Genomic DNA, 20,307 nt, shown 5'->3' with positions numbered 1-20,307 from the left:
CCTCGGCGATCTTCGCCTGGTCGGGGGTGACGACGTCCATGATGACCCCGCCCTTCAACATCTCGGCCATGCCACGCTTGACGCGTGCCGTACCGGTGGTGGGGGTGGTGTCGGGGGTGCTCACAGCGAACTCCTGGGTTGTGGCGTGGATTGACTTCGATAGCGGCAAGCGTGAGCGACGACGTTCACGCTGCAGTACCCGATTCTAGGACGAGGGGCCGTCCACTTCCGTAGCCAGTCCGCGATTGCTGGCTTTCTTCGGACTCCCGGAGCGGCTCAGGTGATCGCGCGCACCTCGGGTTCGTCCGCGGCCGAGGCCACCGCGCCTGCTTCGCCCAGGAGATCCGCGAGGTCGTGCGGATACACGGCCTCACCTGCCGCCGCCAGCTCACGAACCGTGTACGCGGTGCACCACCGGTGACCGGTGATGGTGCGGTTCTCGAGTTCGGTGAAGCCCCCGTGGTGCGGCTCGAACCCGTCGGTGCGCAGCGCGAAGAACAGCTCCTCGGAGCGGATGAGCTGGCCGTTCCAGGAGAAGATGGCGACCCGACGCCACATGGGACCGCGTAGCGATTCGGGCGACGCGGTGTGCCCGGTCTCCTCGGCGATCTCCCGGACCGCGGCGGCCCGCAGGTTTTCCCCCTTCTCGACGGCGCCACCGATCGTGAACCAGTAGTAGATGTCGGGGACGGTGGGGTCGTGACCCCGGAGCAGCAGGACCCGGCCCCGACCGTCGAGCAGCACCACCCGCGCGGATGTGCGGACGGAGTCGAGGGCCAGACCCTCGGTGACCGCAGCGGCGGACGAGCGTTCGGTGATCTCGAAGTACGTCGGCAGAGGGGCCGTGCCCCCGAGGTGCAGCCATCGGACGGGTCGCCGGGTGCGGAGCGCGAGGGTGTCGCGGACGGCGTCGTTGTGGAATCGGCGGGCGATCAGCACCCGCGCCTCGGCATCGGCGAGTTCTGCCACCAGTTGGGGGCGCAGGGTGTCCGGGTCGAGGGAGGAGAGGGCACTCGACAACGCGTTCTCGGCGATCTCCCGGTCGGCTCGGTCCGACCGTTCCGCCCGGGCCGCCAGCGCGGCCAGCGACCTGCCCTCGGGTGGGTCCATCGCCGCGGCCGCCGCTCGCACGGCCACCGCCCGCCGGGCGAGAGCCGCGTCGAGGGCCTGCCAGGACAGGTCGCAGCGGACGTGCAGGCGGTCGAGGCGGTTGGCCGTTCCGTACGCCCACAGGCCGATCGTCAGGACGACGGCGGCGACCAGGGCGAGAACCAGGATCGTGAGGGCGGAGAACGTCACGAGCCGACCTCCCGGACGCCGTCGCGGCCGACGGTGACCGTCTCGTAGACGCGCAGGATCTGTTCGGCCACCACCGGCCAGTCGTATTCGGTGACCACCGTCCGGCCGGCGTCGGTGAGTGCGGCGCTGCGCTCGGGGTCACCGAGCACCGAGTCGATGCCCGCGGCGAGCGCCGCCGCATCCCCCACCGGCACCAGCACGCCGGCCTGCCCGTCCCGCAGGACGCGGCGGAAGGCGTCGAGTTCGCTCGCCACGACGGCGGCTCCCGCGGCCATCGCCTCAACCAGCACGATGCCGAAGCTCTCACCGCCGAGGTTGGGTGCGCAGTACACGTCGGCGCTCCGCAGCGCCGACGCCTTCTCGGCGTCGTCGACCTGGCCGAGCAGACGCAGGTGCCCGAAGACCGGGCCGGCCTCGCGGCGCAACTTGTCCTCGTCGCCGCGGCCGACCACCAGCACCTCGAGATCGGGGTACTTCTCGACCAGGGCGGGCAGCGCCTTCAGGAGCACCGCCATCCCCTTGCGGGGCTCGTCGTAGCGGCCGAGGAAGAGGATGGTCTTTCCGGGACGCGGGTAGCCGGGCAGCGGCTCGGCGTTCGCGAACGCCGGCACGTCGACGCCGTTGGGGATTTCGACCGCATCGGAGCCGAGTGATTCCACCTGCCAGCGTCGCGCGAGTTCCGACACCGCGATGCGGCCGCTGATCTTCTCCAGGTAGGGCTGGAGCACACCCTGAAACGTGCTCAGCACCAACGACTTCGTGGTCGAGGTGTGAAACGTCGCCACGATGGGCCCCTCGGCCACGCGCATGGCGAGCATCGACAGGCTCGGCGCATTGGGCTCGTGGATGTGCAGGACGTCGAAGTTGTTGTCCGAGATCCAGCGCCGCACGCGGGCGCTCGCAGCGGGGCCGAAACTCAGCCGGGCCACCGAGCCGTTGTAGGGAATGGCGAGGGCGCGTCCCGCAGAGACGACGAAGTCGGGCAGGTCGACGTGGTCGGACGCCGGCGCCAGCACGCTCACCTTGTGCCCGCGCTCGATCAGGACCTCCGCGAGGTCGACGACGTGGGCCTGCACTCCGCCCGGGACGTCGAACGAGTACGGGCAGACCATTCCGATCTTCACGAGTTCTCCATGCGGGAGAGCCTCGCCTGGGACAGGTCGGAGAGCCACAGCGGCTGAAGCATGTGCCAGTCCTCGGGATGTGCCGCGATGTTGGCCTCGAACCGATCCGCAAGCGCCTGGGTCGCCGCGGCCACCCCGGCGGTGGTGTCGATCGGCGGGTCGATGCGGAAACCCCACCCGCCGTCAATGAACCAGCAGTGCACCGGCAGCAGCGGCGCGCCGGTGTCGATCGCCAGCTTGGCGGGACCGGCGGGCATGCGCGTCGGCTCCCCGAAGAACGTCACCGGGACACCCTTCTTCGCCAGGTCGCGTTCACCGAGAAGGCACACGATGCCGTTGTCCCGCAGTCGCGCCGACAGTTCCACGAACGGTGGGTGCTCTCCCCCGCTGAGCGGGAAGATCTCGAAACCGAGCCCTTCGCGGTAGTCGACGAAACGCTGGTACAGCGACTCGGGCTTCAACCGCTCGGCGACCGTGGACAGACCGCCCCAGTGCTGGGCGCACCACACACCGGCCATGTCCCAGTTGCCGCTGTGCGGCAGTGCCAGAATCGCGCCGCGGCCGGCCTCTTTCGCGGCGTCGAGGTGCTTCTGCCCTTCGATCAGCTCGTCGAGGGCGGCGCCGGTCTTCACGAGGTCCATCGACGGCAGCCGGAAAGCCTCCCGCCAGTAGCGCGCGTAGGACCGCATCGAGGCCCGCATCAGGGTGTCCGGCACATCGGCCGCGGGCACACCCAGCACGCGGGCGAGATTGCGGCGCAACTGTTCCGGGCCGCCGTTCCGGACGGCGAAGTCGGCTCCCGTGTCGAACAAGGTGACGGCGGCCTTCTCGGGCAGCGCACGGACCAGCCGCCAGCCGGCCGCGTATCCCAGGTCGCTGATACGTTCCGCCAGTCCGCTCACTGGGCGCTCGCCTGTCCGTCTTCCGGCGTCGTGTCCGTCGTCGGCAGGGGCAGCACGTCGCGCGCGCCCGGCGACCGGCGGACCGCCAGTACCCGCTGGAACACGGTGATGACGCTGCCCGCCGACAGCAACCACATCGCGACATGGATGGCCCACGGGACTCCGAGCCCGGTCACGCCGGCACCGACCAGCACGATGATCAGCCGATCGGGTCGTTCGATGAGTCCGCCGTCGGCGGACAGTCCACTCGCCTCCGCGCGCGCCTTGGCGTACGAGATCACCTGCGAGGTGACGAGGCACAGCAGAGTCGCGATCAGCAGCGGCTTGCTGTTCTCGTGATAGACCGCCCACCACGCGAGACCGGCGAAGATCGCACCGTCGGCCACCCGGTCGCAGGTGGCGTCGAGAACGGCGCCGTACCGGGTTCCGCCGCCGCGGGCACGGGCCATCGCACCGTCGAGCATGTCGAACATGACGAACAGCCAGATGAACATCGCTCCCCAGAACAGATGTCCGCTGGGAAACAACGTGACCGCGCCGGCCACGGTCGCCACGGTGCCGATGACGGTGACGGAATCCGGGGTGAGCCCGGTCTTGACCAGGGCCTTCCCCAGTGGCGCCGTCACCTTGGACACGGATGCCCGTCCGAAGAAGCTCAGCACCTCTCCACCCCGTTCTTCACTTCCTGCCAGGAACCCCGAACGCGTGAGTCAGCGACTCGCGCGTCATTCATCTATCGAGTCATTCATTCCAGGCCTTCGCCAGCAGCCCCCGGGTCTCCCGCAGCAACTGCGGCATGACCTTGACCCCGGCGAGGACCGTGATGAAGTTCGCGTCCCCGCCCCAGCGCGGAACGATGTGCTGATGCAGGTGTTCGGCGAGGGAACCGCCGGCGGCCGCACCGAGATTGAGGCCGACGTTGAACCCGTCCGGCCGCGACACCCGCTTGATCACGCGCAGGGCCTGCTGCGTGAACGACATCAACTCGGCGCTTTCCTCTTCCGTCAGGTCTTCGAGCGCCGCGACCTTGCGGTAGGGAACGACCATCAGGTGCCCCGGGTTGTACGGGTACAGGTTCAGCACCGCGTACACATGTTCCCCGCGGGCCACGATCAGCCCGTCCTCGTCGTCCATCTTGGGGATGTCGATGAACGGCTCGTTCGGGGTGTCCCGCGACTTCGGCGCCTCGGCGATGTACGACATGCGGTGCGGCGACCAGATCCGCTGAAGGTGATCGGGCTCTCCGGGGCCGCGGTCCACGAGGCGGCCGGGGCCGGCGAGCATCTCGTCCTCGGTCACGTCGTCACCTCCGGTCATGGACGTCACCCTTCCTTACCGGGTTCCAGCAGTTCCGCCGTCGGCGAGGCGTTCTCGCGGCGACCGATCCAGTCGGTGACAATGCGCACGGCGTCGTCCACGGGCACCCCGTTGACCTGGGTGCCGTCGCGGAATCGGAAGCTGACGGCGCCCGCCTCGACGTCGCGCGCACCCGCCAGCAGCATGAACGGCACCTTCTGCGCGGTGTTGTTGAAGATCTTCTTCTGCATGCGATCGTCGCTCGCGTCGACCTCGGCACGGATACCGGCAGCCTTCAGCCGCTTCACCACGTCGAAGAGGTGGTCGGCGAACGTCTCGGCCACCGGGATGCCGACCACCTGGACGGGCGCCAGCCACGCCGGGAACGCACCGGCGTAGTGCTCGGTGAGCACGCCGAAGAACCGTTCGATGGAACCGAACAGGGCCCGGTGGATCATGACCGGACGCTGCTTGGTGCCGTCGTTGGCCGTGTACTCGAGGTCGAAACGCTCCGGCAGGTTGAAATCGAGCTGAATCGTCGACATCTGCCAGGTGCGGCCCAGGGCGTCCTGCACCTGCACCGAAATCTTCGGTCCGTAGAACGCGGCGCCGCCCGGATCGGGAACGAGGTTCAGCCCCGACGACTCCGCGACCTCGGCGAGCGTCGCCGTCGCTTCCTCCCACACGGCGTCGTCGCCGACGAACTTGTCCGGGTTCTTGGTCGACAGCTCGAGATAGAAGTCGTCGAGTCCGTAGTCCTTCAGCAGGCCGAGGACGAACTGCAGGGTGGTCGCCAGTTCGTCGCGCATCTGCTCACGGGTGCAGTAGATGTGCGCGTCGTCCTGCGTCATGCCGCGCACGCGGGTGAGTCCGTGGACGACACCCGACTTCTCGTACCGGTACACCGAACCGAACTCGAAGAGCCGCAACGGCAGTTCGCGGTACGACCGGCCCCGGGAGCGGAAGATCAGATTGTGCATCGGGCAGTTCATCGGCTTGAGGTAGTAGTCCTGGCCCGGCTTGCGCACGGTGCCGTCCTCGTTCAGCTCCTCGTCGATGTGCATCGCCGGGAACATGCCGTCGCGGTACCAGTCCAGGTGACCCGACACCTCGTAGAGGTGGCCCTTGGTGATGTGGGGGGTGTTGACGAACTCGTACCCCTCCTCGACGTGGCGCTTGCGGGAGTAGTCCTCCATCTCGGTGCGGATGATCCCGCCCCGCGGATGGAACACGGGCAGTCCGGAGCCGAGTTCGTCGGGGAAACTGAACAGGTCGAGTTCCGACCCCAGCTTGCGGTGGTCACGACGCTCGGCCTCGGCGAGCAGTTCGAGGTGCTGGTCCTGCGCCTCCGCCGACTCCCACGCGGTGCCGTAGACGCGCTGGAGATCGGCGTTGTCCTGGTTACCGCGCCAGTATGCCGCCGAACTGCGGGTGAGCTTGAACGCCGGGATGTGCTTGGTGGTGGGGATGTGCGGGCCGCGGCACAGGTCTCCCCACACCTTCTCGCCCGTCCGCGGGTCCAGGTTGTCGTAGATGGTGAGCTCGTTGCCGCCCACTTCCATGATCTCCGGATCGTCGATTCCCGACTTGTCGTCGATGAGTTCGAGCTTGAAAGGCTCCTTCGCCAGCTCGGCGCGCGCCTCCTCGAGCGATTCGACGACGCGGCGGGAGAACCGCTGCGACCCCTTGATGATCTTCTTCATCCGCTTCTCGAGGTTCGCGAGGTCTTCGGGGGTGAACGGGCGGTCGACGGCAAAGTCGTAGTAGAAGCCGTCCTTGATCGGCGGGCCGATGCCCAGCTTCGCCTCGGGGAATTCCTGCTGGACGGCCTGCGCGAGCACGTGGGCGGCGGAGTGGCGGATGACGCTGCGGCCGTCGTCGGTGTTCGCCCCGACCGGCTCGACCTCGACGTCGGCGTCGGGCACCCACGACAGGTCCTTGAGCTGGCCCTCGGCGTCACGGACCACGACGACGACGTCCGGACCCTTGCTCGGGTAGCCGGCCTCCCGAACCGCTGTACCGGCCGTAGTCCCCGCGGGCACCCGGACGAGGGCGGCTGGGGCGGCGGATGCGGGGGTGCTCACGGCGATGTTCTCCTAGGTGAGGTGTGCGTTGCAGACATGTTGAATGTGCCAGCCCATGTTATCGGCCCAGCAGTCACACCCAACCATGCGTCCGGTTAGAGCGGGCTCTCCAGCCACGGGTAGTCGAGGCCGATCCACGTTCCGACGAGACCGAATGTCCCCAGCAACCACAACGTGGCGAGGACGACGGCACACGTCAGCAACACGCCCGCCCCCTTGACCACCAGCGACTGCCGCGAGAACCAGTCCATGAACTTGTCGTAGCGCTGCCGCGCGTAGTGCAGCAGCCGGTGGGCCCACGCGAACTCGGATGCGAGGATCCCGAGCCCCGCGAACACGATCAGCCAGCCGGGGCCCGGATAAGGAATCGCGACGATCCCGGCGGCCAGCACGAGAGCGCCGATCACCCCGACCGCGATGCGGTACGCCAGGTTGAGGCTCGGCCGCGCGGCGATGTGCGCGCGCCACCGGCGCCAGCGGCTCTCCGCTTCCTGGAACGGGGACAGATCCGAGTCGTCCACGTCCACGTTCTCGGGCGCGGGTCCCGGCCGACCTTCTCCGCTAGTCACCAGTCCACCCTACCGACCCCGACCTGCGGCGGCGCGTCGTCGCACTGCCGCAGGCGCTCGCGGGTCATCCCTTCACACAGACGACCTGCCGCAGGTGGGCCACGACCTCGACGAGATCGGCCTGCGCTTCGATCACCTGCTCGATGTCCTTGTAGGCACCGGGGATCTCGTCGATCACGCCCGCGTCCTTGCGTGATTCGACTCCGGACGTCTGCCGCACGAGGTCGTCGACGGTGAAACGCTTCTTCGCCTTGGTGCGGCTCATCGTCCGCCCCGCCCCGTGTGACGCCGAATTGAAGGACAGCTCGGAGCCCAGGCCCCGCACCACGTAGGAACCGGTGCCCATGGAGCCGGGGATGAGTCCGAGGTCACCCCGGCCGGCCCGGATCGCGCCCTTGCGGGTGACGAGCATCGGCTCGCCGTCGATGATCTCCTCCGACACATAGTTGTGGTGGCAGGAGATCGGCTCGTCGAACCGCACCGTCCTGCCGGGCAGCGACTGCCGGAACGCCCGCATCACCAACGTGAGCATGACGGCACGGTTGCGGGCCGCGTACTCCTGCGCCCACGTCAGGTCGTGGCGGTACGCGTCCATCTCCTTACTGTCGGTGAGGAACACCGCGAGATCGCGATCGACCAGCCGCTGGTTGTGCGGCAGCGCCCGCGCCACGGCGATGTGCCGCTCGGCCAGTTCCTTGCCGATGTTGCGCGACCCGGAGTGGAGCATCAGCCAGACCTCGTCGGTGTCGGACAGGCACACCTCGATGAAGTGGTTGCCGCCGCCGAGCGTGCCGATCTGCTTCATCGCCTTGGATTCGCGGGACTGGACGCCGGAATGGAGGTCGCCGAATTCCTCCCAGAAGCGGTGCCATCCCTTCCTCAATCCCCCGGCGTCCGTGACGTCCAGTGCCCCGACGTTCACCGCACGCTCGTGCATGGCGAACCCGACTGGCACCGCACGCTCGATGCGCGACCGCATCGACCGCAGGCTGTCGGGCAGATCGCTCGCGGTCACATCCGTCCGGACCGCCGTCATTCCGCACCCGATGTCGACGCCGACCGCCGCCGGGGCGACCGCCTCCCGCATCGCGATGACGGAACCGACCGTCGCGCCCTTGCCCACATGGACGTCGGGCATGACCCGCACTCCGTGCACCCATGGCAGGTCGGCCATGTTCCGCAGCTGCTGCAACGCAGCCTGCTCGATGGTCCACTCTTCCGCCCACATCAAGGTGGGCGCGGTGGTGCCTTCCAGCCTCACGGGGAACATGGGACTCTGTCCTTCGATAGCGGATCACCCGGGAAATTTCGGCCGGCTGAGTTCATTGTCCGCTGCGTCGCAGAGCCGGAACAACCGATTATTCGGGTGCGCACACGAAAAAGAAGAGGGCGTTTCCGGTTTCGGAAACGCCCTCTTCTCGTCTGTGGTCCCGGCTGGGATCGAACCAGCGACCTCCCCGGTGTGAACGGGACGCTCTTCCACTGAGCCACGGGACCGAAGCGCGCCAAACACTCGCGCTCGAACGAGTTGGAACATTAACACGACCGAGCGGCCGAACGAAAATCACGTCGTTGGGATTCGTGTCGACCCCCGCCCGCGACCCGGTGTCGTTCATCCGTAGTTCACCGTCTGATGCCTTGACCTGCAGATTTGTAACTATCGCGGATGGTCGGCTAATGTTCTCAACCGCACCACGGAGAACATTCTCCGCGAGTTACACGGTGCATGCGGACGTGGCGCAGCTGGTAGCGCACAACCTTGCCAAGGTTGGGGTCGCGGGTTCGAATCCCGTCGTCCGCTCGAGAGGTTGGACTCAACCTTCGCGGTGGAGTGGCCGAGTGGTGAGGCAACGGCCTGCAAAGCCGTGCACACGGGTTCGATTCCCGTCTCCACCTCGCGCGATTAGCTCAGCGGGAGAGCGCTTCCCTGACACGGAAGAGGTCACTGGTTCAATCCCAGTATCGCGCACCGAGATAGATGATAGATGCACGACTGTTTTACTTGCTCGACCAGTGACGGCCCCCAGCCCGGGGGCTTCACGAATGCGGACGTGGCGCAGCTGGTAGCGCACAACCTTGCCAAGGTTGGGGTCGCGGGTTCGAATCCCGTCGTCCGCTCTCTTTTCTCCATCCCGCGCGATTAGCTCAGCGGGAGAGCGCTTCCCTGACACGGAAGAGGTCACTGGTTCAATCCCAGTATCGCGCACCAGTTCACTTTCAACCGAACAGTTCACGACAGTTCAGCCCCGGTCGATGACCGGGGCTGAACTGTCGTTCCGGTGTCAGGCGGGCTGGAGGCGGTTGGCGCCGGAGATCATCGCGCGCAGAGTCGATTCCGTGGGGGATTCACCGATTCCCATCGCCCAGAGCCGGATGCCGTCGCGCTCGCAGAGCAGGAATGTCGCCGTGCGGTGCCCGATCTCGTGCTGATGAAATGACAGGATCTCCATCGCACACCCCGCGTCGTACAGCATCGAGGTCATGGCGGCCACCGGGCCGGGCGCGCGCGCACCGGTCTTGCAGATCGATTCGCCGATGCCGAGTGTCGCTTCGAAATCCCACATTCCGGGGCCGGTCTTCGTTTCCGACCAACTGCCAAGACGGAGCGGTCCGCTGGACGGCGCGTAGACGGCCTCGAACGCGGACCATGCCATTCCGGCGGATTCGGTGCGGAGTTCACGCGGCAGCGACTTGCCGTGGCGCGCGGCGAACGGGTCGGCGGCCGGCGTCGACGAGGGAAAGGTTGAGGCGAAAGAAGCGTTGGTACTCATTCTCGTGGTCTTCCTGAAAGGAGGGAGGACCAACGCGTAGCTCAACGACCCGCAGCGAGGGGTCGGTCCGTATCAGACCCCGCTACGGCGGAGAACTACGAGAATGCGCTGCATGGATGACACTGTAAGCGACAACCGTCCGTAGAGACAACCCCGGGTTCACGCTGTTTCGCCGACCACCGGCGACGGGCGGGTGACGAAATCGTTACCGCTGCATCTGGAACGTGAGGAATTCCTCATGTATCGTCGTACTTGCCATCCACCCCCCCGATGGCAATGAGCCCCAGCCATGACCCCCCATCCAAGGCTGGGGCTCAGTCTTGTTCCGGGCACCTCACACACCCCCGCGCTTTCGGGCATCTCGCCCGCCGATTCGGAGAACGCTGCACATCCCCGCAAAGTATTGGACACTCGTCCAATCATCGGATGTCCACTACCGAAGGCCGGCCCATGACGGATTTCCCAGGCGCAGTTGTGTCCGCCGACCACCGCTCGGCACGGATCGCCGCGGCGGGCGCATTCGGCCTGCAGGGTTTTCTCCTCGCGGCCGTCCTCACGCAACTGCCGCAGTACCAGGACCGATTCGGGTTCGACGACACGGTCATCGTGGTCGCGGTTGTGACGGTGTCTCTCATCGCCGGGGCGGGAAGCGCCCTCGCCGAGCACCTGGCCCGCCGATTCTCCAGCAGGTCGGCCCTGCAGCTCGGGCTCGCGACCATCGCGGTCGCCGGCGGCGCCCTCGGGTTCAGCTCGAACACCGCGGCGTTCTTCGTCTGCCTGTCCGTGTACGGGGCCGGACTGGGCATCGTCGACGCCGCCGCCAATATGCAGGCGGTGTCGATCCAGCACGCGTACGGCCGTTTCATCCTGTCGTCGTTCCACGCGGTGTGGAGCGTCGGCGCCATCGCGGGTGCACTCCTCGTCGCCGCCACCTCCGCCCTCGACGTGGGCGTCGCCACCGCGCAACTGGTGGCGACGCTCGTCGTGGCCGTCGGTCTCGTCGTGTGCGGTCCCCGACTCCTCGTCCGTCCGGAGCCGGCGGGCACCGCCGCGCCGGCGACCGGCTCTGTGCCCGTGCCGGTTCCGATCCGAGCGCTGCTCGCGCTCGGCACCGCGATGGCACTGTTCTACGCCATCGATTTCAGTGTCGGCAACTGGTCCGCGCTGTACGTCCGGAACGTTCTGCTCGCGGACGCCGGCACGGCCGCCCTGGCACTGGCCGCATACCAGTGCGCGGCGCTGGTGTCGCGACTGAGCGGCGACTTCTGGGTGGCGAAGTTCGGCGAGATCGCCGTCGTCCGTGCGGGTTCGGCGATCGGTGTCGCCGGATCGGCTGTCGTCGTGCTCGCCCCGTCGCCGGCCGTCGCGATCGCCGGATTCCTCGTCGTGGGCCTCGGCGTGCCGGTCGTCGCTCCCCTGTGTTTCAGTGCCGCCGGGCGGCTGGCACCCTCCGGCCAGGTGGACGACGTCGTCGCGCGGATCAACCTGTTCAACTACGTGGGCACCCTCGTGGGCGGGGCGATCGTCGGCGGCGTCGCCGCCGCGACCAGCCTGCGGATCGGGTTCGTGGTCCCGCTCCTGTTCGCGGCGGGACTCGTCCTGCTCGCCCCGGCGTTCGCCCCGGACCGGGACCGCGACAGGCAATCCGAGTGGGCCCCGGATCGCGACTGACGGCAAATGTTCTACTTAGGACATGCCGACTTGGGGATGGTTCGTGATCGCCGTGGCGATCGTCTACGTCGCGGTTCTGGTCTCGTCACGGTTCGCTCGTGGCGGCTCGCACACCCCACCCGATCTGCATCCCGCATCGACGTGGCGACACCTCGACGACGGCGTCCGGGACGAGGTGACATGTCTACTCGACCGGGGCAGAACCATCGAGGCGATCAAGGTTCTCGTCGCGCGGGACGGGCTCGGTGTGCGACACGCGAAGGCCACGGTCGAGTACGGCCGGCTCCAGGCCCTGCCGGTCCCCGCCGGAATCCGCTCCTGCGGAGACACGTCGCCGATCGAGGGCACGCTCCGCGACCTCGAGAGCGAGAGTAAGACCGTTGCGGCGATCACCCTGCTGCGGGACAGTACGGGAATGACACTCCGGGAAGCGAAGGACGCGGTGGATCAGCTGTGACTGTCGAAATAGACCCGGCAGGGATCTGGGATTCCGAGGCGATCGCCGACGTCGCCGCGGCAACGTTCCCTCTCGCGTGCCCGCCCGGGGCGACGCAGGACGACATCGCCGCCTTCATCGACGACGTGCTGTCGGCCGAACGGTTCTCGGAGTACCTCACCGACCCGAACCGCACCGTCCTGAAGGTCACCCACGGCGGGGCGATCGTCGGCTACGCGATGCTCATCGACGGTGAACCCGCCGACCCGGATGTCGGCAGGGTCGTGACGCTGCGGCCGACCACCGAGATCAGCAAGCTGTACGTGCTGCCCGGCAATCACGGGACCGGCGTCGCGTCCGCACTGATGGACGCCATCGTCGAACGCGCCGTCGCCGCGGGATGCGCCGGGCTGTGGCTCGGCGTCAACCAGGAGAATGTGCGCGCCCAGCGCTTCTACACGAAGCACGGATTCACGCAGGTCGGAACGAAGACCTTCCTCGTCGGCACCCAGCTGCACCACGATTTCGTAATGCAGCGGGCGCTGTGACGAGCTGCGTCAGCTCGCGGCGACCTCGAAGCGCGACAGCGCCAGCAGGCGCGACGTGGCACGCAGGTACTTCTTCCGGTATCCACCGGCCAGCATCTCGGGAGTGAAGATCGCGTCGAGCTTGGCCCCTGCCACGGTGACCGGGATGCTCGCGTCGTACAGGCGGTCGGCGAGTACCACCAGGCGCAGCGCGACCGACTGGTCCTCGGCGGGGTGGACGCCGTTCAGGAACACCGCCGGGATGCCCTCGACCAGCTTGTTGTAGCGCGACGGGTGCAGCGTGCTGAGGTGCTTGCACAGCGCGTCGAAGTCGTCGAGTGTGGCGCCGGGGATGCTGTCGGCGCGCTCGACGAGCTCCTCCGAGGAGATCGGGTCCGGGGCCGGCGGCAGGTCGCGGTGCCGGTAGTCGGGTCCGTCGACGCGGATCGTCTCGAAGATCGAGCCGAGCTTCTTGATCTCCCGCAGGAAGTCCTGCGCGGCGAATCGGCCTTCACCGAGCTGGCCGGGCAGCGTGTTCGACGTCGCCACGATGGACACGCCGCGCGCCGACAATTCCGACAGCAGGCGGGACACCAGCATGGTGTCGCCCGGGTCGTCGAGTTCGAATTCGTCGATGCAGAGGACGCTGTGGTCGGACAGCTGCTCGACGGCCTTGTTGAAACCGAGGGCACCGACGACGTGCGTCAGCTCCACGAACGTGCCGAACGCCTTGGGCGACGGGACGCTGTGGAAGATCGAGGCCAGGAGGTGGGTCTTACCGACGCCGAAGCCGCCGTCGAGGTAGAGACCGGCGCCGGTGGCCGGCGTCTTCTTCCCGAACAGGCCGCGTCGTCCGCCGCTGCGGATCTTCACGACCTTCTTCGCGAACTCCTCGGCCGTCTGGACCGCGGCGGCCTGGCTGGGTTCTGCGGGATCGGGGATGTACGACGCGAAGCTCACCTCGTCGAACATGGCCGGGGGCACCATTTGAGCTACCAACTGATCAGCCGGTACCACGGGGCTGCGATCGACAAGACGTGCATGCATACAAGCAGGGTATCCACGTGTTGTGATCACCAACATGCACCGTGTACATATTGCGACATTTTTCACACCGGACAGTCCGCCCGCTCGGGAGGAGTCCAGTGAATCGACCGCGAACACTCTGCGCGACCTGTATGCCTACCCGACGGAGACCCCGCGGCCCTGGGTCCGCGTCAACTTCGTGAGCAGCATCGACGGCGCCGTCTCCGTCGACGGCGTCAGCGGGTCGCTCGGCACACCCGCGGACAAGCTGGTCTTCGAGACCCTGCGGGAGCTGGCCGACGTCGTGCTGGTCGGGGCCGGAACCGTCCGGGCGGAGAACTACGGTGGGGCGCGCGTCGGCGCGGAGAGCAGGCGACGCCGCGTGGCGTCGGGGATGGCGGAGGTCCCACCGATCGCCGTCGTGTCGGCACGCGCCCACCTCGACCCGCACTCACGCCTGTTCACCGACACCGAGGTAGCCCCGATCGTCGTCACGTGCACGGACGCCGACCCGGCGCGGATCCGGGCGCTCGCTGACGCGGGTGCACGGATCGTGGCGGCCGGCGAAGCGCAGGTCACCAGCGACGGGCTGATCGCCGCCCTCGCGGATCTCGGACTGCGCCGGGTGCTGTGCGAGGGCGGCCCGAGCCTGTTCGGGCAGCTGACCGCGGACGACGCCGTCGACGAGGTCTGCCTGACCACTGCGCCCGTGCTCGTCGGCGGAACCGCGGGTCGGGTCGCCACCTCGCCGGGAGCCCGGGTCACCGCGATGACTCCCGCGCACATCCTCACCGACACCGACGGCACCGTCCTCACCAGATGGGTGCGGCTGCCCCGCCCGTAGGGGAACCTGGCAGGGTGGTCGCCATGCGCAGATCGGTGTTGCTCGCAATGGTTCTCGTGGTGTGCAGCGCGTGCGGAGCCGGACCGTCCAACCGGCCGCACGTGGCGGTCGAACGCGAGGGCGGCGGCAGCGAACCCACCGCGACGGAGACCGAGAACGCCGACGCTCCCCCGCCCGTGTTGCAGACCCCGAAGAACGATCTGGCATGGACGGACTGCACCCAGAGCACCCTCCGCGCCCTGGGCCCGGGAACGACACCACCCGCCGGGCTCATCTTCGAATGCGGCTCGTACGAGTCGGCCGTCGACGAGAGCGGCACCCTGCCCGGCTCCTTCACGATGGGTGCGATGCGGGCACGCCTCGCCGACACCCCCGAGAACGCGGCCCCGCTGGTGCTCACGTCGGGATCGGACCGGTCGTCGACCGCGACGCTCGCAGCGCTGAGCACCGGCGGTCTGACGTCCCTGCTGTCGACGCGACCGGTGGTCGCGGTGGACCGCCGCGGCATCGCCTCCTCGCAGGAGATCGAATGCCTCACCCCGGAGCTCCGCAGCAGCCTGGCGAATCTCGGGCAGTTCGACCCGGGGACGGGTGACCAGGTCGACAAGGTGACCGCGCTGGGCCGCGACGCCACCATCGCGTGCACCGACTACCTGCAACCGCAGGAACTCGCGTTCGACAGCACCCACGCCGCCGACGACATCGAGGAGCTGCGCCGCACCTGGGACGTCGATGCGCTCGGGATCCTCGCCACCGGCAACGGCAGTGCCGTCGCGCTCAGCTACGCCGCCAAGTACCCCGATCGGGTCGGCCGGCTCGTCCTCGACTCCCCCGCCGTCACCACGGTGGATGCCGCGACCGCCACCGAGCAGCAGGTCGCAGGTCAGGAGGCGGCGTTCGACGCGTTCGCGCGCCAGTGCACCGCCCTGAACTGCTCCCTCGGCGCCGATCCCCGCGCCGCGATGACCGCCGCCGTCACCCGCGCCGCGAACGGCCAGATCCCGCGAGTCTCCGCGAACGCCCTCCTCACGGCGGTGTCCGGGTCGCTCGCCGCGGCGGGCGGCGACCAGCAGGGCCGCGTGCGCGCCCTGTCGGATGCGGTGTCCGCCGCCCTCGCCGGAAACACGGCGCCGATCCTCGCGGCGGTCGCGCAGGCCGAGGCAGCCTACGAGAGCGACGGCCAGTTCATCACCCGCTGCACGGACGGCCAGCAGTGGCCCGCACCCGACCGGGTCCGCGACCTGCAGAAACTGTGGGGCGAACGGTTCCCGCTGTTCGGCCCCAACGCCGCCGTCGGACTGCTCACGTGCACCTCCTGGCCGGCGACCGCGCCGCCCGCCCTGCCCGGCGAGCTGCCGCTGCCGGTCCTGGTGCTGAGCGGCACCGCCGACCCGGTCGTCGGGAACGCCGGAATAGGGACGGTGACCGGGGCCGTGTCGAGCGCAGGCGCCGCGACGGCGACGTTGACGTGGCACGGCAGCGGCCACCCCGCCACCCATTCGGACTGCGCGCAGAAGTCGATCGTCACCTACGTCGCGGACGGCGTGCTGCCCCCGGACGGCAGCGCCTGCCCCGCCTAGCCGACGTGCTCCGCCCGACACCCCAGGGGGTGCGTGACCGCACGTCAGGGCTTCTCGGTGTACCGTGCCGTGGTGTTCCTTCGACAACTCGAACCGCGCACCGGGCGGACTGCCAACGAGGTCATCAACTTCGCGCTGTGGCCGATCGCCGTCATGACAGTGCTGCATCGAGTGGTCGTCAAGGCGGTCAACGGGTACATCACCGACGACTTCCGCCCGGTCTACAACGCTGCGCTGGCTTTCCTCAACGGGCGGCCCGTCTACACCGCCAACTTCAACTGGGTCGATCCGCATTACCTGTATCCGCCGTCCGGCACCCTGCTGATGGCGCCAATCGCGGTGATCGACCCCGAGAAGTCCCGGTGGTTGTTCATCATCGCCAACGCGATCGCCATCGTGATCGCGTTGTACCTGCTCCTGCGACTGTTCGGCCTGGGATTGAACTCCATCGCGGCCCCGATCCTGCTGCTCGCCACGTTCTCCTCCGAGACCGTCACCAACACCCTCGTCTTCACCAACATCAACGGCCTGGTCCTGCTCGGCGAGATCGCGTTCCTCGTGTTGCTGATGAAGCGCAAGGACATGTGGTCCGGTGTCGCCATCGGGCTGACGTTCGCGGTCAAACCGATCCTCGCCCCACTCCTGCTGCTTCCTCTGGTGCGCGGACAGTGGAAGGTGTTCGTCACCGCGATCGGCATCCCCCTGATCCTCACCGCCGTGGCGTGGCCGCTGTCCGCGGACCCGATGGACTTCGTGCGCCACACGGTGCCGTACCTGATGGAGTCGCGCGACTACTTCAACAGCGCGATCGTCGGCAACGGCAAGTACTACGGACTCCCCACGGCCATGATCTGGTCCCTGCGCGGCGTCTTCACCGCCATCGTGCTCACATCCCTGTGGCTGCTCTACCGCTACTACCGCCATGACGAGCTGTTCTTCGTCGTCACCACGTCCGGGGTTCTGCTGACGGCGTCGTGGCTGCTCGGCTCGCTGGGCCAGATGTACTACTCGATGATGCTGTTCCCGCTCCTGATGTCCGTGGTGCTGAAGAATTCGGTGATGCGGAACTGGCCGGCGTGGCTGGCCGTGTACGGGTTCATGAGTTACGACAGCTGGCTGTCGAGCCGGTTCATCGAGGCCGGCCGGACCGCCGAGTACATGAAGACCACGCTGGGGTGGAGCCTGATGCTCCTCGTGATCTTCGGTGTGCTGACCGTCCGCTACGTCACGGCGCGGCGCGAGGGGCGACTCGACCGGGGCATCGATCCGGCGTTCCTCCTCGAACCCGACGAGAAGACTCTCGACACCCCGCCGCGGGAACCGGAGCCGGACGAGCAGCCGCAGGTCGAGTCGGCCACCGCCAAGACGTAGGCCGCATCACGCGCCGGGCGTCACGGCCGGAATCGGCGAAACGTATTAGCGTGGAGCCATGAGTTCGCAGCAGCAGGATCCCACGCAGTCCGCCCCGAAGGTTGCTCTCTCCGACAGCGAGTGGCGCGAGAAACTGACACCCGAGGAGTACGCGGTGCTGCGCCACTCCGGTACCGAGCGCCCCTTCGTCGGCGAGTACACCGAGACGAAGACGGAAGGCGTCTACCACTGCCGGGCCTGTGGCGCCGAGCTGTTCCGCAGCTCGGAGAAGTTCGAATCGCACTGCGGGTGGCCGTCGTTCTTCGATCCGGCCGACTCGGACGCCGTCATCCTCCGCGAGGACACGTCACTGGGCATGCGCCGCGTCGAGGTGGTGTGCGGAACGTGCCACAGCCACCTGGGCCACGTCTTCGAGGGCGAGGGCTACCCCACCCCCACCGATCAGCGGTACTGCATCAATTCGATCTCGCTGGTCTTGGAACCGACCGGCGAATGATCGTCGGTGGATCGAACGCCCGGATCGGCGGTAGCTCGCCCTTGTAGCGTTCGATCTCGACGAGCACGTGCTGGCCCGTGCAGCCGTGGGCCAGTGACGACGTGCCCACGTCCGGGGTCAGCACGTTGGGGTTCCCGTGCACGCACAGGGAATCCGGGTCGGTGGCGTCGAGCGGGTCGTACCAGGCTCCCGTCGACAGCTGGACCACCCCGGGGCGGACGCCGTCGTCCACCACCACACCGGCGAGGCAGGCGCCGCGGTCGTTGAAGACGCGGACGACGTCGCCGGCGGTGAGTCCGCGGTCGGCGGCGTCGTCCGGATGGATTCGCAGCGGTTCGCGGCCCCGGATCTTCGATTTCTGGCTGGTACCGCCGTGGTCGAGTTGGCTGTGCAGGCGGGTACGCGGCTGGTTGGCGATCAGATGCAGCGGGAACTGCCGTGCCCGCCTGCCGCCCAGCCATTCCTCGGGCTCGTACCAGCGTGGGTGTCCGGCGCAGTCGTCGTAGCCGAATCCGTCGATGTCGGCGGAGAAGATCTCGATCCGCCCGCTCGGGGTGGCGAGGGGGAATTTCACCGGATCAGCCCGGAAGTCGCCGAACAGGATCAGGTCGTCCTCGGTCCGCATCCGCACGTGGCCCTGCGTCCAGAAGTCGTCGAAACTCGGGGCGGGACCGCCGTCCGCGCGGACGAAGTCTCGCCACTGCCCGTACAGGTGCTCGAGCCACTGCTCGGACGAGCGGCCCTCGGTGAACTTCTCCCCGACACCCAGTTTCCGGGCGACGGCGGCGAACGTGTCGTAGTCGTCCTGGGCGTCGGCGTACGGCCCGACGGCGGCGTGCATGGCGACGAGCAGCGGGTCGTTGCGGGTGCAGCTGAGGTCGGCCCGCTCGAGCGACGTGGTGGACGGGACGACGATGTCCGCGTGCCGGGCCATCGGCGTCCAGTAGGGGTCGTGGACGACGATCGTGTCGGGACGGGCCAGCGCCCGGCGCAGACGGGGAATGTCCTGATGGTGGTGGAACGGGTTGCCGCCCGCCCAGTACAACATCTTGATGTCCGGGTACGTCAGCCGCTGACCGTCGTAGTCGAACGGTGCACCCGGGTTCAGGAGCATGTCCGAGATCGCGGCCACGGGGATGAAGTCGCGGACGGGGTTCAGGCCCTGGGGAAGCGTGGGCAGCGGGTACGGGACGGGGGCGAGCCCGGGCTCGTTCATGGAGCCGTAGCCGTGGCCGAAACCACCACCGGGGAGGCCGATCTGGCCCAGCATCGCGGCGAGGGTGACCCCCATCCACGGGGCCTGCTCACCGTGCCGGACCCTCTGCAGCGACCAGGTGACGGTCACCATCGTCCTGCCCGACGCCATCCGCCGGGCGAGGGCCACCAGGTCCGCGGCGGCGATGCCGGAGATCTGCTCGGCCCACGCGGGTGATTTCGGTACGCCGTCGGAGCGCCCGAGGAGGTAGTCCTCGAACCGGTCGTAGCCGACGCAGTGGCTGCCCAGGAATGCCGTGTCGTGCAGGTCTTCCGTCGCGAGGACGTACGCGAGGGCGAGCATGATCGCGACATCGGTGCCGGGCACCGGGGCGTGCCGTTCGGCGGCGCCGTGCACGTCGTCGCGCAGCGGACTGAACGCCACGACGGATCCGCCGCGGCGCCGCAGAGCGTCGAGTGCGTCGCGGGTGGGGTGGTCGCTCGTCCCGCCGTGATTGACGCCGGTGTTCTTGAGGGGGACGCCACCGAAGCACACCATGAGATCGGTGTGCTCGGCGATGATCTTCCAGGACGTGGAGCGGGCGAACATCTTCCAGTGCGCGCCCACCACCCGGGGCATGATGACGCCCGTCGCGCCCAGCGAGTAGCTGTGCACCGAGCGGGTGTAGCCACCGAGGGTGTTCAGGAACCGGTGGACCTGACTCTGGGCGTGGTGGAACCGTCCCGCGCTGGCCCAGCCGTACGAACCGCCGTAGATCGCACTGTTGCCGTGCGTGTCGACGACCCGGCGCAGTTCGTTCGCCAGCCGCTGGGTCAGCTCTTCCCAGTCGACCGACACGAACTCGTCGGAGCCGCGGGAACTGCTGGGTCCCGGGCCGTTCTCGAGCCACCCGCGGCGCACCACCGGGCCGGTGATCCGCGCCTTGCTGCGGACCGACCCGGCGATGTTGCCGAGCACCGGTGACGGGTTCGCGTCACCGGTGTACGGGTGGGCGGCGACGACGTCGCCGTCGGCGACCTCGGCCTCGAACATGCCCCAGTGCGACATGTGCTGGTAGCGGGGCGCGGTGCGAGCCCCGTCGGCGTCATTCATCTG

General features: G+C 68.2%; 18 protein-coding genes, 6 tRNA genes and 1 pseudogene. 12 read left to right on the top strand and 13 right to left on the bottom strand.

The features are described 5' to 3' along the window. The 10 genes and pseudogenes from ACFWAY_RS44140 to ACFWAY_RS44095 form a co-directional block, all read right to left on the bottom strand. A pseudogene (locus ACFWAY_RS44140) lies at positions 1–124 on the bottom strand (pyridoxal 5'-phosphate synthase lyase subunit PdxS); the annotation flags it as partial. 152 nt (positions 125–276) lie between these two features. Beyond that, a complete protein-coding gene (locus ACFWAY_RS44135) occupies positions 277–1,299 on the bottom strand; it encodes an NUDIX domain-containing protein (protein WP_378514945.1) in 1,023 nt (340 codons plus the stop codon). Then, positions 1,296–2,423 carry a glycosyltransferase family 4 protein gene (locus ACFWAY_RS44130; RefSeq protein ID WP_378514944.1) on the bottom strand — a complete coding sequence of 376 codons (1,128 nt, stop codon included), beginning with the start codon at positions 2,421–2,423 and terminating at the stop codon, positions 1,296–1,298. The genes ACFWAY_RS44135 and ACFWAY_RS44130 overlap by 4 nt, the downstream gene beginning before the upstream one ends. Beyond that, the gene (locus ACFWAY_RS44125) at positions 2,420–3,325 is read right to left on the bottom strand and encodes a phosphatidylinositol mannoside acyltransferase (RefSeq protein ID WP_378514943.1); all 906 of its coding nucleotides are present in this window, start codon (positions 3,323–3,325) and stop codon (positions 2,420–2,422) included. The genes ACFWAY_RS44130 and ACFWAY_RS44125 overlap by 4 nt, the downstream gene beginning before the upstream one ends. Beyond that, positions 3,322–3,987: a phosphatidylinositol phosphate synthase gene (pgsA, locus tag ACFWAY_RS44120; protein WP_378455122.1), complete on the bottom strand. Its 666-nt coding sequence runs from the start codon at positions 3,985–3,987 to the stop codon at positions 3,322–3,324. The genes ACFWAY_RS44125 and pgsA overlap by 4 nt, the downstream gene beginning before the upstream one ends. Positions 3,988–4,066: 79 nt before the next feature. Then, on the bottom strand, positions 4,067–4,642 hold the full coding sequence (locus ACFWAY_RS44115; RefSeq protein ID WP_378455123.1) for an HIT family protein: 576 nt from the start codon (positions 4,640–4,642) through the stop codon (positions 4,067–4,069). Between the two features lie 5 nt (positions 4,643–4,647). Further along, positions 4,648–6,705, bottom strand: coding sequence for a threonine--tRNA ligase (gene thrS, locus ACFWAY_RS44110; RefSeq protein ID WP_378455124.1), 2,058 nt, complete (start codon positions 6,703–6,705; stop codon positions 4,648–4,650). Between the two features lie 95 nt (positions 6,706–6,800). Then, complete coding sequence (locus ACFWAY_RS44105; protein WP_378514948.1) at positions 6,801–7,226, bottom strand: TIGR02611 family protein; 426 nt, start codon at positions 7,224–7,226, stop codon at positions 6,801–6,803. Between the two features lie 112 nt (positions 7,227–7,338). After that, positions 7,339–8,544, bottom strand: coding sequence for an RtcB family protein (locus tag ACFWAY_RS44100; RefSeq protein ID WP_378514942.1), 1,206 nt, complete (start codon positions 8,542–8,544; stop codon positions 7,339–7,341). 155 nt (positions 8,545–8,699) lie between these two features. Then, positions 8,700–8,771 (bottom strand) — tRNA-Val (locus tag ACFWAY_RS44095). A 231-nt stretch (positions 8,772–9,002) separates the two neighbouring features. On the opposite strand from ACFWAY_RS44095, the gene ACFWAY_RS44090 reads away from it, so the two are divergent. From ACFWAY_RS44090 to ACFWAY_RS44070, 5 genes are all read left to right on the top strand, one after another. Then, positions 9,003–9,075, top strand: a tRNA-Gly gene (locus ACFWAY_RS44090). Between the two features lie 24 nt (positions 9,076–9,099). Next, a tRNA-Cys gene (locus ACFWAY_RS44085) sits at positions 9,100–9,170 on the top strand. A gap of 1 nt (position 9,171) precedes the next feature. Beyond that, positions 9,172–9,243, top strand: a tRNA-Val gene (locus ACFWAY_RS44080). A 76-nt stretch (positions 9,244–9,319) separates the two neighbouring features. Continuing rightward, positions 9,320–9,392, top strand: a tRNA-Gly gene (locus ACFWAY_RS44075). Between the two features lie 16 nt (positions 9,393–9,408). Then, positions 9,409–9,483: transfer RNA gene (locus ACFWAY_RS44070), tRNA-Val, on the top strand. Between the two features lie 73 nt (positions 9,484–9,556). Here the strand turns inward: ACFWAY_RS44070 and ACFWAY_RS44065 are convergent. Beyond that, the gene (locus ACFWAY_RS44065) at positions 9,557–10,045 is read right to left on the bottom strand and encodes a 2-isopropylmalate synthase (RefSeq protein ID WP_378455126.1); all 489 of its coding nucleotides are present in this window, start codon (positions 10,043–10,045) and stop codon (positions 9,557–9,559) included. A gap of 450 nt (positions 10,046–10,495) precedes the next feature. Here ACFWAY_RS44065 and ACFWAY_RS44060 point away from each other — a divergent pair, with 450 nt between their 5' ends. Genes ACFWAY_RS44060 through ACFWAY_RS44050 form a run of 3 tightly spaced genes read left to right on the top strand, consistent with a single transcriptional unit; the run spans position 10,496 to position 12,700 of the window. Then, positions 10,496–11,716 carry an MFS transporter gene (locus ACFWAY_RS44060; RefSeq protein WP_378514946.1) on the top strand — a complete coding sequence of 407 codons (1,221 nt, stop codon included), beginning with the start codon at positions 10,496–10,498 and terminating at the stop codon, positions 11,714–11,716. A gap of 22 nt (positions 11,717–11,738) precedes the next feature. Next, a complete protein-coding gene (locus ACFWAY_RS44055; protein ID WP_378514941.1) occupies positions 11,739–12,173 on the top strand; it encodes a hypothetical protein in 435 nt (144 codons plus the stop codon). Beyond that, positions 12,170–12,700, top strand: coding sequence for a GNAT family N-acetyltransferase (locus tag ACFWAY_RS44050; RefSeq protein WP_378455129.1), 531 nt, complete (start codon positions 12,170–12,172; stop codon positions 12,698–12,700). The genes ACFWAY_RS44055 and ACFWAY_RS44050 overlap by 4 nt, the downstream gene beginning before the upstream one ends. A gap of 9 nt (positions 12,701–12,709) precedes the next feature. On the opposite strand, the gene zapE is transcribed toward ACFWAY_RS44050, so the two are convergent. Beyond that, entirely contained in the window at positions 12,710–13,726 is a 1,017-nt protein-coding gene (gene zapE / locus ACFWAY_RS44045; protein ID WP_378455130.1) for a cell division protein ZapE, read from the bottom strand. A 34-nt stretch (positions 13,727–13,760) separates the two neighbouring features. On the opposite strand from zapE, the gene ACFWAY_RS44040 reads away from it, so the two are divergent. Genes ACFWAY_RS44040 through msrB form a run of 4 tightly spaced genes read left to right on the top strand, consistent with a single transcriptional unit; the run spans position 13,761 to position 17,996 of the window. Then, positions 13,761–14,549, top strand: coding sequence for a pyrimidine reductase family protein (locus ACFWAY_RS44040; RefSeq protein WP_378514940.1), 789 nt, complete (start codon positions 13,761–13,763; stop codon positions 14,547–14,549). Positions 14,550–14,563: 14 nt separating this feature from the next. Beyond that, positions 14,564–16,129, top strand: a complete 1,566-nt coding sequence (locus ACFWAY_RS44035; RefSeq protein ID WP_378514939.1) for an alpha/beta fold hydrolase — start codon at positions 14,564–14,566, stop codon at positions 16,127–16,129. A gap of 33 nt (positions 16,130–16,162) precedes the next feature. Continuing rightward, positions 16,163–17,500, top strand: a complete 1,338-nt coding sequence (locus ACFWAY_RS44030) for a glycosyltransferase family 87 protein (protein WP_378514938.1) — start codon at positions 16,163–16,165, stop codon at positions 17,498–17,500. Between the two features lie 58 nt (positions 17,501–17,558). Then, positions 17,559–17,996 carry a peptide-methionine (R)-S-oxide reductase MsrB gene (msrB, locus tag ACFWAY_RS44025; RefSeq protein WP_378514937.1) on the top strand — a complete coding sequence of 146 codons (438 nt, stop codon included), beginning with the start codon at positions 17,559–17,561 and terminating at the stop codon, positions 17,994–17,996. Here msrB and ACFWAY_RS44020 read toward each other — a convergent pair. Continuing rightward, positions 17,956–20,304 (bottom strand): molybdopterin guanine dinucleotide-containing S/N-oxide reductase, encoded by a 2,349-nt coding sequence (locus ACFWAY_RS44020; RefSeq protein WP_378514935.1) that lies wholly within the window; start codon positions 20,302–20,304, stop codon positions 17,956–17,958. The two genes, msrB and ACFWAY_RS44020, sit on opposite strands and share 41 nt — an antisense overlap. Positions 20,305–20,307: the final 3 nt, after the last annotated feature.

This window comes from Rhodococcus sp. NPDC059968 (genome assembly GCF_042738615.1).
Classification (GTDB): domain Bacteria; phylum Actinomycetota; class Actinomycetes; order Mycobacteriales; family Mycobacteriaceae; genus Rhodococcus_F.
This window is presented reverse-complemented; position numbering and strand designations above follow the sequence as displayed.

Coding starts and splice junctions, on each gene's coding strand:
- ACFWAY_RS44065 (WP_378455126.1), bottom strand. CDS start 10,045: ATGAGTACCAACGCTTCTTTCGCCTCAACCTTTCCCTCGTCGACGCCG.
- ACFWAY_RS44100 (WP_378514942.1), bottom strand. CDS start 8,544: ATGTTCCCCGTGAGGCTGGAAGGCACCACCGCGCCCACCTTGATGTGG.
- ACFWAY_RS44115 (WP_378455123.1), bottom strand. CDS start 4,642: ATGACCGGAGGTGACGACGTGACCGAGGACGAGATGCTCGCCGGCCCC.
- msrB (WP_378514937.1), top strand. CDS start 17,559: ATGAGTTCGCAGCAGCAGGATCCCACGCAGTCCGCCCCGAAGGTTGCT.
- ACFWAY_RS44055 (WP_378514941.1), top strand. CDS start 11,739: ATGCCGACTTGGGGATGGTTCGTGATCGCCGTGGCGATCGTCTACGTC.
- ACFWAY_RS44040 (WP_378514940.1), top strand. CDS start 13,761: ATGCACCGTGTACATATTGCGACATTTTTCACACCGGACAGTCCGCCC.
- ACFWAY_RS44060 (WP_378514946.1), top strand. CDS start 10,496: ATGACGGATTTCCCAGGCGCAGTTGTGTCCGCCGACCACCGCTCGGCA.
- zapE (WP_378455130.1), bottom strand. CDS start 13,726: ATGCATGCACGTCTTGTCGATCGCAGCCCCGTGGTACCGGCTGATCAG.
- ACFWAY_RS44020 (WP_378514935.1), bottom strand. CDS start 20,304: ATGAATGACGCCGACGGGGCTCGCACCGCGCCCCGCTACCAGCACATG.